Origin of the sequence: Phenylobacterium sp., from assembly GCF_020253645.1 — a bacterium.
Classification (GTDB): Bacteria; Pseudomonadota; Alphaproteobacteria; order Caulobacterales; family Caulobacteraceae; genus Phenylobacterium.
On sequence record NZ_JADCBG010000070.1, the window covers coordinates 1 to 16,477 of the forward strand.

Here is a 16,477-nt window from a genome sequence, read left to right on the forward strand (position 1 = left end):
AAGCGGGCCGGAGGGGGGCTGGGGAGGGGCCGTGGCGCCCCCTCACCCGGCTTCGCCGGGAGCTCCCCCGCAGGGGAGCAATGGGCCCCGTAATTCCTCCCCCTTCCGGGGGGAGGTGGACCGCGAAGCGGGCCGGAGGGGGGCTGCGGAGGCGAGGATTGGCGCCCTCCTGGTGAAGTCGCTTTGATCTCCCCGACGCTCAGGCGCGGGTGACCTAGCCCCAGACCAGCGGCGCGGCGTCGCGCAGGATGGCCTCCGCCTGCGGCGTGTGCTTGCCCTCGTCGTCAGGGTGCAGGACGAGGGCCGGCAAGAGGACTAGGGGCGCGCGGCCGCCGCGCACCGCCCGCACGATCACCCGGCTGGCGGGCGCGCCGGCGCGGGGCTGGACAGGGCGGATGCGGATCGAGCCGGCCTTCAGCGCGAGCAGGGCCAGGAGGTCCGCCAGCCGGTCGGCCCGGTGGACGAGGGTGATCGTCCCGCCGTCGCGAACCGCCTTCAGAAGATAGCCTGTCCAGGCGGCGAGCCCGTCCACCGCCATCCAGGCGCGGGTCCTCTCCGGGGAGGGGCCGCGCAGGGCGCCCGGATCGTCGAAGAAGGGCGGATTGCACAGGGCCGCGTCGAAACGCGGCAGGCCGAGGCGACTGAAGGGCAGGGCGACGTCGCCGGACACGGCCTCGACCCGGTCTCCCAGCCCGTTCAGGCCGATATTGGCCCGGGCCAGGGCGAGGGCCTGGGCGTCCGCCTCGATCCCGGTGAAGCACGCCTCCGGCCGACGGACCGCCGCCGCCAGCATGACGGCGCCCGGTCCGCAGCCCAGGTCCAGCACCCTCTCGCCCGGCCGGGCGTCGCAGGCGGCTGCGAGAAGGGCTGCGTCCATCCCCGCGCGATAGCCCCGCGCCGACTGCAGAAGCCGGACGCGGCCCCCGAGCATGGCGTCCGACTGGGCGTCCTGTGTCATGGGTTTCCGCCAAAAAACCCGGCTGGGGCATTGCGCCGGCAAGGCGCCTGCCTTAACCGGACCGCATGTCGTCTGCAACGCAAGCCGCCGAACCGGTCGCCCGCAGCGCGCCCTCCATCGCCTCCCTGACCCGGCTGGCGAAACGGGACATGGACGGCGTGGACGCCCTGATCCGCAACCGCATGCAGAGCCCGGTATCGGTGATCCCGGCCCTGGCCGAGCACCTGATCGGCGGGTCGGCCAAGCGCCTGCGGCCGCTCCTGACCATCGCCGCGGCGCGGCTGGCGGGGGCGAAGGACGACGCCTGCCTGAACCTGGCGGCGGCGGTGGAGTTCATCCATACGGCCACCCTGCTGCACGACGACGTCATCGATTCCTCCGAGCTGCGCCGGGGCAAGGTGGCGGCTCACCTGATCTGGGGCGCCCCGGCCAGCGTGCTGGTGGGCGACTTCCTGTTCGCCCGGTCCTTCGAGCTGATGGTCGAGGCCGGGTCCATGCCGGCCCTGGAGATCCTGGCCCGGGCCAGCCGGGTGATCGCCGAGGGCGAGGTCCTGCAGCTGACCCGCGCCCACGACCTGGACCTGCCTCAGGAGACCTATCTGGAGATCATCGGCGCCAAGACCGCCGAGCTGTTCGCCGCGGCCTCCGAAGCCGGGGCGGTGTCGGCGGGCGCGCCGGCGGCGACCTGCGCCAGCCTGCGCCGGTTCGGACGCAATCTGGGTCTGGCCTTCCAGCTCGTGGACGATGCGCTGGATTATTCCGGCGCCAGCGAGACCCTGGGGAAGAACCCCGGCGATGACTTCCGGGAGGGCAAGGCGACCCTGCCCCTCCTGCTGGCCATCTCCCGCACCGGCCCGGACGAGAAGGCTTTCTGGGACCGCACCATCGACCGTCGCGAACAGACCGAGGCCGACTTCGAGCGCGCCCGCCTGCTGGTGGCTGGGTGCGGCGCCCTTGAGACGACCCTGGCCCTGGCCGAGGACTACGCCGCCGACGCCAAGGCCGCCCTGGCCGGCTTCGATGGCGCCGACGGATGGAAGGCGGCGATGATCGAGCTGGCCGACTTCGCCGTCTGGCGGCGGATGTAGCCGTTCGGGCTCGGCTGAGCCGCCGTTGACCCCCTCACCCGGCTTCGCCGGGAGCTCCCCCTTGGGGGAGCAATTAAGCGCTCTCTAATTCCTCCCCATCAGGGGGAGGTGGCGCGCGCAGCGCGACGGAGGGGGTCTACTGAGGCGCCTTAGCCCGGCGAGATCATCTTCTCGGGACGGACGACCTCGTCGAACTCCTCGTTGGTGACATAGCCGCCGCCGACGGCCTCTTCCCGCAGGGTGGTGCCGTTCTTGTGGGCGGTCTTGGCGATCTTGGCCGCGGCGTCATAGCCGATCTTGGGCGCCAGGGCCGTGACCAGCATCAGCGAGCGCTCGAGGGCGGCCTTGATGTTGTCCTCGCGGGCCTCGATCCCGACCACGCAGTTGTCGGTGAAGGAGACGGCGGCGTCGGCCAGCAGGCGGCAGGACTGCAGGAAGTTATAGGCCATGACCGGGTTGAAGACGTTCAGCTCGAAGTGGCCCGAGGCGCCGGCGAAGGTCAGTGTGGCGTGGTTTCCGAAGACCTGGGTGCAGACCATGGTCAGGGCCTCGCACTGGGTGGGGTTGACCTTGCCGGGCATGATGGACGAGCCGGGCTCGTTCTCGGGCAGGGACAATTCGCCGAGGCCCGAGCGCGGGCCGGAACCCAGGAAGCGGATGTCGTTGGCGATCTTGAAGAGGGCGCCGGCGACGGTGTTCAGGGCGCCGTGGCTGAAGACCATGGCGTCATGGGCCGCCAGGGCCTCGAACTTGTTCGGCGCGGAGACAAAGGGCAGGCCGGTGATCGCGGCGATCTTGGCCGCGACCAGCTCGGCGAAGCCGACGGGGGCGTTAAGGCCGGTGCCGACGGCGGTGCCGCCCTGGGCGAGCTCCAGCAGGCCCGGCTGGGCGAGGCGGATGCGCTTCAGGCCGTTCTCGACCTGCTGGGCGTAGCCGGAGAACTCCTGGCCGAGGGTCAGGGGGGTGGCGTCCTGGGTATGGGTGCGGCCGATCTTGATGATGGGGTCAAATGCCGCCTGCTTGACGCGCAGGGCCCCGAGGAGGTGTTCGAGGGCGGGGATGACGTCGTGGTGCACCTGCTCGGCGGCGGCGATGTGCATGGCCGTCGGATAGGTGTCGTTGGACGACTGGCTCATGTTGACGTGGTCGTTGGGGTGGACCGGCGCCTTGGAGCCCATTTCGCCGCCCAGCATCTCGATGGCGCGGTTCGAGATGACCTCGTTGGCGTTCATGTTCGACTGGGTGCCCGAGCCGGTCTGCCAGACCGACAGGGGGAAGTGGGCGTCGAGCTTGCCGTCGATCACCTCCTGGGCGGCGGCGACGATGGCCTGGCCGATCTTCGGATCCAGCCGGCCCAGCTCCACGTTGGCCTCTGCGGCGGCGCGCTTGACGATGCCGAGGGCGCGGACGACGGGCTGCGGCTGCTTTTCCCAGCCGATCTTGAAGTTGCCGAGGCTGCGCTGGGCCTGGGCCCCCCAGTAGACGGAGGCGTCGACCTCGATGGGGCCGAAGGTGTCGGATTCAGTGCGGGTCTTGCTCATGGCGGGCCTCCGGTCGAATGTGCGCCCGGTTTAGCGGAGACGGGCCAGACTGCAAGGCGGCCGCCGCCGGAGGATGGCCATGGACGGGGGCTGGACCCATCACGGCAAGGTGCGCGCCCGCGAGGATGGGGGCGCCGTGGAGGTGGTGGTGGACGGCCTGACCACCCAGGCCCGGTACTACAAGACCCTGATCCATGAATTCTTCCGCAAGGCCTGGCGAGGCGGCAGGCCAGCCTGGGGCGAGTTCTCGGTGGAAATCGTCATGGAGTATGTGGGCGACCCGCCATGGATGGACCTGGACAACCTGGCGAAGGCCCTGCTGGACGCCATCAAGGGGCGCGTCTTCCACGACGATGCCCAGGTGGCCCGGCTTCTGGTGGAGCGCCGGGCCGGTGAGCGCGAGCGGATCTCGATCCGCGTGCAGCGGCTGGGGGATGGGCCGGATCGGGCGGCCTGAAACGCGAAACGGCCGCATCCCGGGGCGGGGAGGCGGCCGTTCGGTCTCCCCTTGGGAGCGTCGACTCAGCGATACTGCTGCAGGCGCGTGGTCCGCAGGCCGGCCATGCCATGCTTCTCGATGGACTTCTGCCAGGCCTGGAACTCCTCCTGCGTGAGCGAATAGCGTTCGCAGGCCTGTTCCAGGGTGAGCAATCCGCCGCGGACGGCGGCCACCACCTCGGCCTTCCGGCGGATCACCCAGCGCCCGGTGTCCGGCGGCGGCAGGTCGCGGATCGTCAGCTGGGCGCCGGTCGGGCCGATCACATAGGCCTCCCCCCGGCTGTTGGTCCGCAGCTGCGACTGTTGTTGCTGATACATGGCTTTACGCCCTTCCCACCATCAGGTCTTGACCTGATCTTGACGGTGATGACATAACGCCCGGTGAAAGATTATAGTAAATGATTCGATAATCAAAGCTTCCCCCATGTATTAAATCGAAACAATCAAGATGTACGGCGATGTTAAAAGCCGTTAACTTCAAGACTTATCGCTTAATATTGATCAACTCCTCCAGCATCTGATCCGCCGTGGTTATGATCTTGGAGGACGCCGAGTAAGCTCTTTGGGTGGTGATCAGGCCTGTGAACTCTGAAGACAGGTCAACGGTCGACGCTTCAAGAGCGGAGGACTCGATCGTTCCTGCGCCGCCCAGCAGGGGCTGTTTCACTGAATACTCGCCCGAGCTCGTGGACTGGATGTAGGCGTTGCCCCCTACGGCCTCGAGCCCGTCGGGATTGGCGAAGGTGGCGAGGCCAATCTGGGCGACCAGGCGGATCAGGTTGTTGTCGAAGATGGCCGAGACCCTACCTTCCTCGCTGACCTCGACCCCGACGACATTGCCGAGGGGCGCGCCGTTCGGGTTCAGGGACGTGACGGTGGAGGTGGCTGAGAACTGAGTGAACTTGGAAATGTCGAGGTCGACGTCCGAGGCCTCGATCCCTAGGCCGGACGCCCACCGCAGGCCAGTGGGGGCGGAGGAGGCGGCGATGGTGATGTTCGGCGCGTTGCCCACGCCGGCTGTGACGCCGAACAGGGTGGAGTTCGCCTGGTCAAAGGAACCATCGGACGAGAACCGGATGCTTCCCGCCGCGATCTGCCCCGGCCGGGTGGAACCCACGACGTCGTTGGCCGGCACGGAGTAGATTTCCGCATGCCAGGTGTTGGGGGCCGAGGAGTCCTTCAGGAAGGCCATGGCGACCCGGCGCGTACCGCCGCCAGAGTCGATGACATTCATCTGGAAGCTGAAGTCCGGCTTGGTGCCCGTGGCCGGGTCATTGGCATAGTCCGCCATCGAGGCCACGGTGTTGTTGACATAGGTCGCGTCACCCACCGAGCCGGTCACGCCACGCTTGTCCAGGTTGCCGTTGATGATGACCTGGGAGGTCTGCAGCACCTGGGCGCCCAGGTCCCTGATGTTGATGGACCTCATCTGGGTCAGGTCGGACGGGTCGGAGACGATGTTGCCCTCCGCGTCCGAGGGCCAGCCCTGGAGGTAATAGCCGGAGTCATTCACCAGGTAGCCGTCGGAATCGACGGTGAAGGACCCCGACCGCGTGAAGTAACGCGGATCCTGGCTGGTCACGTTGATCCCCTTGTCGGTGACCACGAAGAAGCCGTTGCCCGCGATGGCGAGATCGGTCGGCGAAGAGGCGGCCTGGATCAGACCCTGGTTGGAGACGAACCTCCGTGTGATCGCCTCCACGCCGCCGGCGGAGTAGCGGCCCTTTACCACCTGGGCGGTCACCACATTGGCGAAGTTGACCTGGCTGCGCTTGTAAGCCGTGGTGTTGGTATTGGCGATGTTGTCCGAAATCGCCGCCATCGACGCCGAGTTGGCGACCAGTCCGGAGACCCCGGCGAGAAGGGCGCTGTTGATGCTCATGGTGTCTGCTTTCCTTGGGGATCAGTGCGGGGTTGGGGGAGTGAAGGCGACCTAGACGGGCTGCCGGACGGAGTTGACGGCGGACCACGGGACCTTGGCCCCGCCGAGGGAGAGTGTGGGTTGGCCGTTCACCTGCTCGACGGCGGTCACGACGCCCCTCTGGAAGACCCGCGAGGTGATGGTGGCGCCGCCGGAATCGACGGGCGTGATCCGGAGGCGGTATTCGCCCCCGTCCGCGCGCTTGACGCCGTTCAGGTCGACGCCGTTCCAGGTGAAGGTCTGGTCGCCTGCCTTGATATTGGTCGGCGCGGCCACCGCGACAGTTCGGCTGTTGGAGTCGAGGACCTCGATTTTCACCGATGCGGCGTCCTTGCCGAGATTGTAGCTCCACTTCGCCTCGCCAGCCGTGACGACGGCCTTGTCCGACGCGGCGGTGACCTCACGACCGATCACCGAGACGGCGTCGGACATGCCGGTTCCGGTGTTTGCGACCAACTGGCCAAGGAGCTCGTTGGAGTAGAGCTGTTGCTGCACCCCCGTCATTTGAACCAGCTGCTGGGTGAACTGGGTGGAGTCCATGGGCGCCAGCGGGTCCTGGTTCTGGATCTGCGCTGTGAGCAGCTTCACGAAGGTGTCGTAGCTGGCGTTCAGCTGGGACTGACCCAGGGCGCCGATGTTCTGCGTCGTCGGTGTGGCGGTGGTCGCCGAGGTGACGTTCATGGGATCAGATCCTGATGTCGACGCCGGAGTGGGAGGATGCGCCGCGCCCTTTCAGAGCCTCGGCTGAGGTGGACCCGGTTTCCCGGACGAGGTCGCTCTCATCGATCGGGGGGCTGTTGGGCCGGGCGTCCCTCCCGTCGGTCCAGGCGGCGTGGCGGCCCTGAGAGCGATCGCCCGCCACATCGAAGGACAGCCCGCCCGTGAGGTTGAAGCCCGAGCTTTCAAGGCTCTTCTGGAGTTCATCCGCCCGCCGGCTCATCTCGCTTGCCGCCTGTGGAGTGTCGAAGGTGAAGGCGGCGCGAATTCCGCCCATGGAGTCGATATCGAGGCGGACATCGACCCGACCGAGACCCGCCGGGTTCAGCTCGAGGTCAAACCGGGTGGACCCGCCATCGAGGCGCCGGGTCATCTGTTCGGCCAGGGTCGAAATCGTCGTCGCAGAGGCGCGGGCCGGCGCCGGCGCGCCCTCAGGCCTGTCCGGCCCCACTGGGGCGGCGAGGGTCGCGGCCGGCCCGCCCGATGCCTCAGCCTCGGCCCGGAGCGGTTTCAGGGCGATATCGTCAACCCCCGGGCTGCTCGGCTCGGGCTTTGAGACGTTGACCTGCCGCGAAGCCCCTTGCGGACCGGTCTCCGCGACCCGGGTCCCGTCCTGCGGACTGGCGATGACGGCGGTCTCCGCCTCAGAATCCGTTGTCTCGGCGTCGGGCGCGAGCGCGTTGGCCGCCGCCGCGCTGGGCCGGGCGACCTGCGGAGCCGCTGGGTCTGCGCCCTGCATTGCGGCAGGCTGGGGCGGAGCGCCTTCTACTGGCGCGCCTTTGGCCGGTCCGGGCCAGACGCCTGCCTCTTCGGCAGAAGCGACCTCAACCGCCAGCCCGCCCTCCAGGACGCGGGCTTGAGCCGGATCGGACTCGGCCGCCCTGAATTGCCCGGTCACCCGCAGAATGCCGCTGGACAGGGCCAGGGTCGCCGTCTCGGAGGGCGGCGGCGCCATTTGCGCCAACCCGACGGGTCCGGGCGCGGCGGCCACGGGCTCAGGGGTCTCTGACAGAGCCGGCTTCGCGTCCGCCGCCGGGTGTCCGGCAGATGCAGGCTGGAGTGCGATCCCGGACAGAGCCGGTTTCCCTTCCGTCGCCGGGTGTCCGGGCGATGCAGACGTAAGTGCGATACTGGACTCCGCGGCCGGCTCGCCGTCAGTGGACCCCTGTACCGGGGAGGCGACCGGGTTGATCAAGGGCGTCGGGAGGCTGGCCAAGAGGCCCCCTTCAGCGGCGAGTGCGGACAGGTCCTCGTCCGGTAAGGCCCGCAGATCCGCCGGTTCCATCACCGACGTTTCCACCTTCTCTTCGCCGGTCGCGGTCAAGGCGAGGCCCAGCCAGGGCGTCAGGCGACCAAGAAGTTCGAGGCTGGCGGCCGTCGTCGGCGATGCGCTCGCCGTAGGAGCCGCCTGAACCGCCTCGCCCCGCGAGGTGATGAAGTCGGGGCTGTCGGCGAGGACGGTGAAGCTCATCCCCGGCGCCGGACCCGTTGGCGCGGGCGTTTCACCCTGGGGGACAGGCGCAGCGCCCCCCAGACCGCCGAGCAGAGCGGCGAAGTCCCCCTCCGGTGCAGTTCCCGAGGGCGGAGAGGTCGCCCCGTTGGCAGGAACGGCGGCGCCCGGGGCGAGGATTTGCGCGATGTCGAAGCTCAAGGCGGACGAACCAGGCCGGATGAACCTTCCGGTGAAGGGGCGCCTGCTGCGCCGGAACACTTCTCCCCTCGCTTCGCAACCTTTGCGCCAAGTCTGCCCGATCGACCTAAGATACGGAAAAACCGAGGAAAACGTTGTTCATTTGACGGATCCGATCGCCCTGCAGTGCGGATTTTGCCGGGCGTCCTCGCCGCAACCTGGGCGAGTCCTGCCGCCCTCGCGGCTCAGACGACGGCTCGCCCGGGCGCCCGTTCCGGCTGGCCTGCGTCTTGCGTCGAAGAGTGTATCTCAAAGCGGCTGCAGAATACGCCGTGTTGAAATGAAAGGATTTTTTCGGAAGCCTTGCGCAGGCGCCGCCTATTGAGCCCGGCAAAACTCGCCGGGACTGCGCAAGGGTTGCCGGTTGAGAGGGCTCCAAGCCATGTCTCTGACTTCGGTACTGAGCAACGCAACTTCCGGCATGATCGCCGCTCAGACGGCCCTGCGGATAACCTCCGACAATGTGGCGAACGTCAACACGCCCGGCTATGTGCGAAAGCAGGTCGACCAGGCCCACCGCGTTGTCGGCGGCGTTGGCGCCGGGGTGGAGATTTCCGATGTCCGGCGGGTCATCGACCAGTTCCTGGTCTCGGCGGGTCTGACCGCGAGCTCGACCGCCAGCCGGTGGAACCTGATCTCGACCAACCTTGATACAGCCCAGAGCCTGTTCGGGGACCCCACCTCGCAGACCGGCTATTTCGCAACTCTCGACAAGGTCTGGGACGCCTTCGGCGCCACAGCGGCCAATCCCACCTCAGGCGTGCTGCGCTCGGAGTCGGTCGCGGCCGTGAAGACCTTTTTCGATCAGACGGCCAAGATCAACGCCGAGTTGAAGCGCATGGCGGCCAGCGCCGATGACCGTGCGCAGTCCACCGCCCGCGACATAAATGACCTCCTGACCCAGATCTCCAAGCTGAATACCGACATCAGCCGCACCTCCATCGGTTCGGGAGACTCGACCGGCGCGGAGAACGTCCAGATGGGCCTTATCGAGAAGCTGGCCGCCCTCATCGACATCCAGGTCCAGCCAAGGTCCGCCGGCGGCGTCACCATCCGGACCGCCGAGGGCTTCGAACTGGTGGGCGACGGGGCGGCGACGCTGGCCTACCGGTCCACAGACTCCACCTCCGGCTATCTCGCCATCCAGTATCCGGTCGGCGCCGAGCAGCCGATCACGGTCACCGGGGGAGAGATGCGGGCCCTGTTGGACCTGCGGGACACCCACCTTCCGAAACTCTCCGAACAGCTGGGAGAGTTCGCCGCCCGTTCCGCAGAGCGGCTGAACGCCGCCCACAACGCCTCCAGCTCGGCTCCGCCCCGCAGCGTCCTGGAGGGGCGAGACACGGGCCTGGACCTTCCGACGGCGATTGGCGGGTTCATGGGCCAGACCACCCTGGCGGTGACCGACGCCTCCGGCGTCATCCAGCGAAGGATCGCCATCGATTTCACAGCGGGGACCATGAGCGTCGACGCCGGCCCTGCGACGGCCTTCACACCGGCGACCTTTCTCTCCACCCTGAACACATCGCTGGGCGCCTTCGGATCGGCGACCTTCACCAATCGCGCCCTGACCCTCACCGCGGCGGGAACGGCGACGGCCGCCGGGATCGCGATCGATGAGGGGACATCCCAGAAGGCCGGGAAGGCCTTCTCCCACTTCTTCGGCCTGAACGATCTTGTTCGGAGCTCAGGCCAGACCCTCTACGAGACCGGCCTGAGGACCACGGATCCGCACGGCTTCACCGCCGGCGACACCCTGACCTTTCGCCTGACCCAGCAGGATGGTCGACCGATCCGGGATGTGACCATCAGCATTCCCGCCGCAACGACCATGCAGGATCTGTTGAACACCCTGAACGCCAACTCCACCGGCGTCGGCCTGGTCGGGACCTTTTCCCTGGACGCCGAGGGGCAGTTGAGCTTCGCGCCCAGCACGACGCCCCCGATCTCGCTCGCCGTGGTCGCAGACAATACCCAGCGCGGCGTAGGCGGTCCGTCCGTCACCGGCCTGTTCGGGCTCGGGGTGTTTGAGCGAGGCTCCCGTGCGGACCGGCTGTTCGTGGACCCGAAGATCTCGCAGGATCCCAACAAGCTCGCACTTTCCAAACTGGACCTCACAGTGACCGCCGGCACGCCGGCCATCAGCCCTGGCAACGGTCAGGGCGCAGCCGCCCTCGCCGCAGCCGGGGAAAAGAAGGTCCGGTTCGACGCCGCCGGGACGCTCAGCGCCATCACAGCCTCTCTGACGGACTACGCCGCCCAGTTCGGCGCCGCCATAGGTGCTTCGGCCACCGCCGCCGACAACCAGAAGCTCGCCAACCAGGCGGTCGCCACCGAGGTCGCCCAGCGACGCCAGTCTGTCGAAGGGGTCAACCTCGACGAGGAGCTTGTAAGGCTCACCACCTTCCAGCAGGCGTTCAACGCTTCAGCGCGCATGATCCAGGCCGCGAAGGAATTGTTCGACGTGCTGACCAACATTATCTGAGGAGGCCCTGAGTGACCCGGGTATCCACGAACGGCGGCTACGCCGCCATCCTGAACAACCTTCTAGCCGCACAGCAGAGGCAGTTCGAGACCGGCCTTCATGTCAGCGCCCAGAAGGTGGGCACGGACCTGAAGGCCTACGGCCGCGACGCTCAGGTCCTGACGGCGATGCAATCTGTCAACAACCGCCTGACGGCCTACGCCGATCAGAACGCCCAGATCGCCAACCGGCTCGAAATCCAGAACCTGGGTCTCGAAAGGGCCGCGACCGCCGCTGACGACGCCCGCAAGGCGATCGCCAACGCCCTGGCCTCGGACAGCGCCGTCGGCTTCATGACCGAAATCCGAGGCCAGTTCGCCAACGCGATCGGCGCCCTGAACACGCAGTACGCCGGAAAATACGTCTTCGCCGGGGGGCAGGTGGACACCGCCCCCAACTCCGCCACCCGACTGGAGGACCTGACCCTCACCCCGACGGCGGTGCAGGACTCCTTCCGGAATGACGAATACATCGACAAGGTCCGGGTCGACGAGACCACGACCCTGCAGATCGGTCAGCTCGCCAGCGACATCGGGACCTCGATGCTGAATGCTTTCCGGGACCTCCAGGCCTTTCAGGAAGGCGCGAACGGCCCCTTCAGCGGCAAGTTGACTGCGGCTCAGAGAACCTTCCTGCAAGGCCAGGTCGCGGTCTGGGACACGGTCCACAAGGGCCTGGTGACGGCCGGCGCCACGAACGGGACGCTGCAGACCCAGCTGGAGGCCGTGGATGAGCGCATCGCCGCCCGCCAGACTACCATCGGCGGCATACTGATCGACGTCCAGCAATCTTCGGAGCAGGATCTTGCGCGCGCCGCCACGGCCCTGACCCAGGCCCAGCAGGCCGTGCAGGCCTCCTCCCAGGTCTTCATCACCCTCAGGAACGTCTCCCTGCTCAACTTCCTCCAGTAGGGCCGGCTCGCAAATCTCCGCAACGGAGACTAGATAGGCCCCATGACCCTGGACGCCTATTCCGACCGCCTGATCGAGGAGACCCGCCGTACCGTGGGCCTGCCTGGCGGCGCGCGGGTGCTTGCGGCCATGTCGGGCGGGGTCGACTCCACGGTCACCGCAGCCCTTCTCGCGAACGCCGGCTATGATGTGGTCGGGGTGACCCTGCAGCTCTACGACCACGGGGCGGCGATCCAGCGCAAGGGCGCCTGTTGTGCAGGACAGGACATCCACGACGCGCGCTCCGCGGCCGCGGCCCTCGGCATCCCGCATTATGTCCTCGATTACGAGAGCCGCTTTCGCCAGCAGGTGATCGACGATTTCGCCGACGCCTACCTGCGGGGCGAGACCCCGGTTCCCTGCATCCGTTGCAACCAGACGGTCAAGTTCCGGGACCTCGTGGACACCGCCCGCGACCTGGGCGCCGCCGCCATGGCCACCGGCCACTATGTCCGGCGTGCGGAAGGGCCGGCGGGAGCCCAGCTGAAGCGCGCCGTTGATCCGGCCCGGGACCAGTCCTACTTCCTGTTCGCCACCACCCGGGACCAGCTGGACTATCTGCGCTTTCCGCTCGGCGGCCTGCCCAAGGCCGAGGTCCGCCAGCTGGCGAGCGAACTGGGCCTCGCCGTGGCCGACAAGCCGGACAGCCAGGACATCTGCTTCGTGCCGGAGGGGCGCTATACGACGGTGATCGACCGCCTGCGCCCCCAGGGCGCCGAGCCGGGGGACATCGTCCACCTGGACGGCCGGGTGCTGGGCCGTCACGAGGGCGTCACCCGCTACACCATCGGCCAGAGGCGCGGCCTCAGCGTCGCCGTCGGCGATCCCCTCTACGTGGTCGGCATAGACGCCGAGGCCCGCCGGGTCCTGGTCGGCCCGCGGGAGGCCCTGGCCACCCGGGCGGTGGCGCTCAAGGAGATCAACTGGCTGGGCGACGAGGCCGGGCTGGAAGCGGCCGCGACCGCAGGACGTCCGGTCCTCGCCCGGGTCCGGTCGACTGCAGAGCCGGTAGCGGCCCGGCTTGGCCTGGAGGCCGGCGAGGCCCGGGTGATCTTCGACGCGGCCGAGTACGGCGTCTCCCCCGGCCAGGCCTGCGTCCTCTATGCGCCGGAAGACCCCGACAGGGTCCTCGGCGGCGGCTTCATTGCGTCGGCGCTGAAGTAGCCGGCTCCACCAGCCGGGCCACCTCGTTGCGGCGCAGGAAGGGCAGGGTCCAGGGCGGATCGTAGTACCAGGTCACGGCCTCTCCCGAAGCCCGCCACGACGATCCCGCCAGGGCGGCGTCGAGGGCTTTCTCGTGCCTCGCCACCGCTTCCTGATGTCCCAGGCCCGAGAACCGGACCACGGCATAGGTCCGCGCCGGAGTCTCGACGAGGCGGACGCGCGGGTCGTTGGGCTCGGGCAGGGTGGCCATGGTGTACCTGGACGGCATGATGAACCGGATGGACCAGGTCTCAGCGCCCGCGGCCTTCTGGACGACAGGCGAGGTCATGGAGATGGACTCGCTTCTCGCCGCCCGGGACTGGACCACCGGGGCGGTCATGGCGATGGACTGCGACCCGCCCGCGGCTTCCCGGCTCTGGACGACCGGGGCGGTCATGGCCACCGAGGCCTTGGTCGTATTGTCACCGAAGATGTATCCGGCGACACGCCGGAAGCCCTCGTTCCGGGCGGATTCGACGGGCCCATCCACCAGGGTCTCGGCCGCGATCTGAGGGGCGTATCGGCGGATCTCGGCCTCGCCGACCCGGCCCACCACCTCGTAAGGGGGCTGCTCCGTCCCCGCCCGGATGCCGACAAGCTGGCCGACCCCGGCCAGCAGGGTGATCAGGAACTCTCCGACGCCCATGGTGCTTCTCCGGCTTCAGGGGGCATTATGGGGCGTTCGGGGCCAGGGACCAAATCCCGCGGTTCCCGCAGCGCCGAGGCCTCTGGTAGAAGATGGCATGACCCAGACCTCCGATCCCGTCGTCATCGCCGCCTACGCCCGCACCCCCATGGGCGGTTTTCAGGGCGTCCTGTCCGCCGCCAAGGCCACCGACCTGGGCGCCGCCGCCGTCCGCGCCGCGGTGGAGCGGGCCGGCGTGGACCCCGCCGCCGTCGGGCAGATCTACATCGGCTGTGTCCTGCCGGGCGGGCTGGGGCAGGCGCCGGCGCGCCAGGCGTCCCTGGGCGCCGGCCTGTCCCTGTCCTGCGAGGCGACCACCGTGAACAAGATGTGCGGCTCGGGCATGCAGGCCGCCATCCTGGCCCACGACGCCCTGGCGGCGGGTTCCGCGGACATCATCGTCGCCGGCGGCATGGAGAGCATGACGAACGCCCCCTACCTGCTGGCCAAGCACCGGGGCGGCGCCCGGATCGGCCACGACGTGGTCTCGGACTCCATGTACCTGGACGGCCTGGAGGACGCCTATGAGCCGGGCCGGCTGATGGGGTCCTTCGCCGAGGAGACCGCCCGCGCCCACCAGGTGAGCCGCGAAGCCATGGACGCCTATGCCATCCGTTCCCTCGAGAGGGCCCGGGCCGCCCAGGCCTCCGGCGCCTTCGCGCGCGAGATGGTCGCGGTGGAGGTCGCGGGCCGCAAGGGAACCGAGACCATCCGTGAGGACGAACAGCCCGGCCGGGCGGACCCGTCCCGGATCCCGACCCTGAAGCCGGCCTTCGCAAAGGACGGGACGATCACCGCCGCCAATGCGAGCTCCATCTCCGATGGCGCCGCAGCCCTCGTCCTGACCCGCGCCTCGGTGGCGGAACGGCTTGGCCTCAGCCCGGTCGCCCGCATTGTCGCCCACGCCGCCCACGCCCAGGAGCCCGCGAAGTTCGCCACGGCGCCGGGACCGGCCATGCGTAGGGCCCTGTCCAAGGCCGGGTGGACGGCGGACCAGGTGGACCTGTTCGAGGTCAACGAGGCCTTCGCCGTCGTGGCCATGCTCGCCGCCCGCGAGCTCGACATCCCGGACGAGAAGCTGAACGTCAACGGCGGGGCCTGCGCCCTCGGCCATCCTATAGGCGCCTCAGGCGCCCGCATCCTCGCCACCCTGGTCTCGGCCCTCCAGGCGCGCGGCGGCCGGCGAGGCCTCGCCAGCCTCTGCATCGGCGGCGGCGAGGCGACCGCGATGGCGGTGGAGTTGTTCTAGGGGGGCGGGTTGCGGTTGACCCTCTTGTCTGTGCGATTTGGATTAGAGTGCGGTTGTCTTCCGGGACGTCCGCCTGGCGCACCCACACCAGGCGGACAGCCGGCGGAAGGGCAGATGACCCCCTAGCCTTTTGGGCTGGCGGTGAGCAGGGCCGCCGCCGGCGTTTCACAGACCCGGATGGTTGCAGGGACGTTTGGGTCCGAAGCCACAAGGAGGGGTCGATGGAACAGAACCAGTCTAACACGAAGATCGCCGGGATCGATGTCGGCAAGCGGTTTCTGGATGTTGCAGCGCACGGCCTGGAGGACGAGACGCAGGTTGAGAACGGTCCGGAGGGGCATGCCGCCCTGATCGCCTGGCTGCGCGCCCGGCGTGTGGGGCGCGTGGGCCTGGAGGCGACGGGCGGCTATGAGCGCAAGGTGAGGGCGGCGCTGGAGGCGGCGGGGTTCGAGGTCGTGGTGCACCAGCCTCTGGAGGTGCGGCTGTTCGCCAGGCTCAAGCGCCTGCGGGCCAAGAACGACCGGATCGACGCCCGGCTGATCGCCCAGGCGACGGCCAAGGCGGAGACGGTCAGGGCCGCGCAGGATCCCCGGCTTGCGGAACTGGCCGAGCGGCTGACGGCGTATGAGCAGGTCGCCGACCGGATCGCCGGGCTCAAGACCTTCCTGGAGCATGTGACGCTCAAGGACGTGCCGCGGAGCTTGAAGGTCCAGCTGGCCAGCCTGGAGCGCCTCAAGGCCCGCCTGCTCGCCCAGGTGCTCCAGGTCCTCAAGGCCCACGAGGACCTCGCGGCCCGCTTCCGGCTGCTGCTCTCCATCCCCGGCTTCGGTCCCGTCGTCGCCGCCAGTCTGACCATCCGCATGCCCGAACTGGGACAGCTGCGCCGAGGCCAGGCCGCCGCCCTCGCCGGCGTCGCCCCCTTCGACCGCGACAGCGGCCAGTGGAAGGGCCTGCGCTTCATCACCGGCGGCCGGGCCCGCGTCCGGCGGATGCTCTACCTCGCCAGCCTCGCCGCCAAGCGCTACGACCCCCGCTTCAAAGCCTTCCATCAGGCCCTCCTCGCCCGTGGAAAGCCCATCAAGCTCGCCATCGTCGCCGTCATGCGAAAGCTCGTCGAGGCCGCCAACCTCATCCTCCACCGAGGCCAGCCCTGGGTCAAAACCCAACCCGCTTGAACATGGTTGCTCACCCGGCTTCGCCGGGAGCTCCCCCTTGGGGGAGCAATGGCTCCGTAATTCCTCCCCCCAGGGGGAGGTGGACCGCGCAGCGGGCCGGAGGGGGTCAACGGCCCCTCAGCAGACCCCCTGACCCGGCTTCGCCGGGAGCTCCCCCTTGGGGGAGCAATTGTGTGGTTTGTGACCGGACTGAAGGAGTCCCGCCTGAAGACGCCCGGCGTTATCGGGGGACCTGGTCCGGACGGACCAGGGTCACCGGCATGGGCTCGGCCTGTTGG

The 16,477-nt window shown here is 68.7% G+C and carries 14 protein-coding genes; 7 read left to right on the top strand and 7 right to left on the bottom strand.

Annotation, left to right across the window (positions count from 1 at the left end; genetic code table 11):
* Positions 1-214 precede the first annotated feature (214 nt).
* Positions 215-958 (bottom strand): methyltransferase, encoded by a 744-nt coding sequence (locus INE98_RS05205; RefSeq protein WP_293537149.1) that lies wholly within the window; start codon positions 956-958, stop codon positions 215-217.
* Between the two features lie 65 nt (positions 959-1,023).
* Here INE98_RS05205 and INE98_RS05210 point away from each other — a divergent pair, with 65 nt between their 5' ends.
* Positions 1,024-2,046, top strand: a complete 1,023-nt coding sequence (locus INE98_RS05210; RefSeq protein WP_293537151.1) for a polyprenyl synthetase family protein — start codon at positions 1,024-1,026, stop codon at positions 2,044-2,046.
* 149 nt (positions 2,047-2,195) lie between these two features.
* Here INE98_RS05210 and fumC read toward each other — a convergent pair whose 3' ends face one another.
* Positions 2,196-3,587, bottom strand: a complete 1,392-nt coding sequence (fumC, locus tag INE98_RS05215; RefSeq protein WP_293537153.1) for a class II fumarate hydratase — start codon at positions 3,585-3,587, stop codon at positions 2,196-2,198.
* Between the two features lie 79 nt (positions 3,588-3,666).
* On the opposite strand from fumC, the gene INE98_RS05220 reads away from it, so the two are divergent.
* A complete protein-coding gene (locus INE98_RS05220) occupies positions 3,667-4,044 on the top strand; it encodes a RusA family crossover junction endodeoxyribonuclease (protein ID WP_293537155.1) in 378 nt (125 codons plus the stop codon).
* A 65-nt stretch (positions 4,045-4,109) separates the two neighbouring features.
* On the opposite strand, the gene INE98_RS05225 is transcribed toward INE98_RS05220, so the two are convergent.
* The 4 genes from INE98_RS05225 to INE98_RS05240 form a co-directional block, all read right to left on the bottom strand.
* Positions 4,110-4,403, bottom strand: coding sequence for a DUF1153 domain-containing protein (locus tag INE98_RS05225; protein WP_293537157.1), 294 nt, complete (start codon positions 4,401-4,403; stop codon positions 4,110-4,112).
* A gap of 166 nt (positions 4,404-4,569) precedes the next feature.
* A complete protein-coding gene (locus INE98_RS05230) occupies positions 4,570-5,967 on the bottom strand; it encodes a flagellar hook protein FlgE (protein ID WP_293537159.1) in 1,398 nt (465 codons plus the stop codon).
* 51 nt (positions 5,968-6,018) lie between these two features.
* Positions 6,019-6,687, bottom strand: coding sequence for a flagellar hook assembly protein FlgD (locus INE98_RS05235; RefSeq protein ID WP_293537160.1), 669 nt, complete (start codon positions 6,685-6,687; stop codon positions 6,019-6,021).
* A gap of 4 nt (positions 6,688-6,691) precedes the next feature.
* On the bottom strand, positions 6,692-8,374 hold the full coding sequence (locus INE98_RS05240; protein ID WP_293537162.1) for a flagellar hook-length control protein FliK: 1,683 nt from the start codon (positions 8,372-8,374) through the stop codon (positions 6,692-6,694).
* Positions 8,375-8,795: 421 nt separating this feature from the next.
* On the opposite strand from INE98_RS05240, the gene flgK reads away from it, so the two are divergent.
* Genes flgK through mnmA form a run of 3 tightly spaced genes read left to right on the top strand, consistent with a single transcriptional unit; the run spans position 8,796 to position 13,051 of the window.
* The gene (gene flgK / locus INE98_RS05245) at positions 8,796-10,898 is read left to right on the top strand and encodes a flagellar hook-associated protein FlgK (protein ID WP_293537163.1); all 2,103 of its coding nucleotides are present in this window, start codon (positions 8,796-8,798) and stop codon (positions 10,896-10,898) included.
* Positions 10,899-10,909: 11 nt separating this feature from the next.
* On the top strand, positions 10,910-11,848 hold the full coding sequence (locus INE98_RS05250) for a flagellin (RefSeq protein WP_293537164.1): 939 nt from the start codon (positions 10,910-10,912) through the stop codon (positions 11,846-11,848).
* 42 nt (positions 11,849-11,890) lie between these two features.
* Positions 11,891-13,051 (top strand): tRNA 2-thiouridine(34) synthase MnmA, encoded by a 1,161-nt coding sequence (mnmA, locus tag INE98_RS05255; protein WP_293537165.1) that lies wholly within the window; start codon positions 11,891-11,893, stop codon positions 13,049-13,051.
* On the opposite strand, the gene INE98_RS05260 is transcribed toward mnmA, so the two are convergent.
* Complete coding sequence (locus INE98_RS05260) at positions 13,029-13,736, bottom strand: heme-binding protein (RefSeq protein WP_293537167.1); 708 nt, start codon at positions 13,734-13,736, stop codon at positions 13,029-13,031. The two genes, mnmA and INE98_RS05260, sit on opposite strands and share 23 nt — an antisense overlap.
* A 97-nt stretch (positions 13,737-13,833) precedes the next feature.
* Between INE98_RS05260 and INE98_RS05265 the strand changes: the two genes are divergently transcribed.
* Both INE98_RS05265 and INE98_RS05270 read left to right on the top strand, forming a co-directional pair.
* Positions 13,834-15,024, top strand: coding sequence for an acetyl-CoA C-acyltransferase (locus tag INE98_RS05265; RefSeq protein WP_293537169.1), 1,191 nt, complete (start codon positions 13,834-13,836; stop codon positions 15,022-15,024).
* A gap of 221 nt (positions 15,025-15,245) precedes the next feature.
* Complete coding sequence (locus tag INE98_RS05270; protein ID WP_293537171.1) at positions 15,246-16,199, top strand: IS110 family transposase; 954 nt, start codon at positions 15,246-15,248, stop codon at positions 16,197-16,199.
* Positions 16,200-16,477 lie beyond the last annotated feature (278 nt).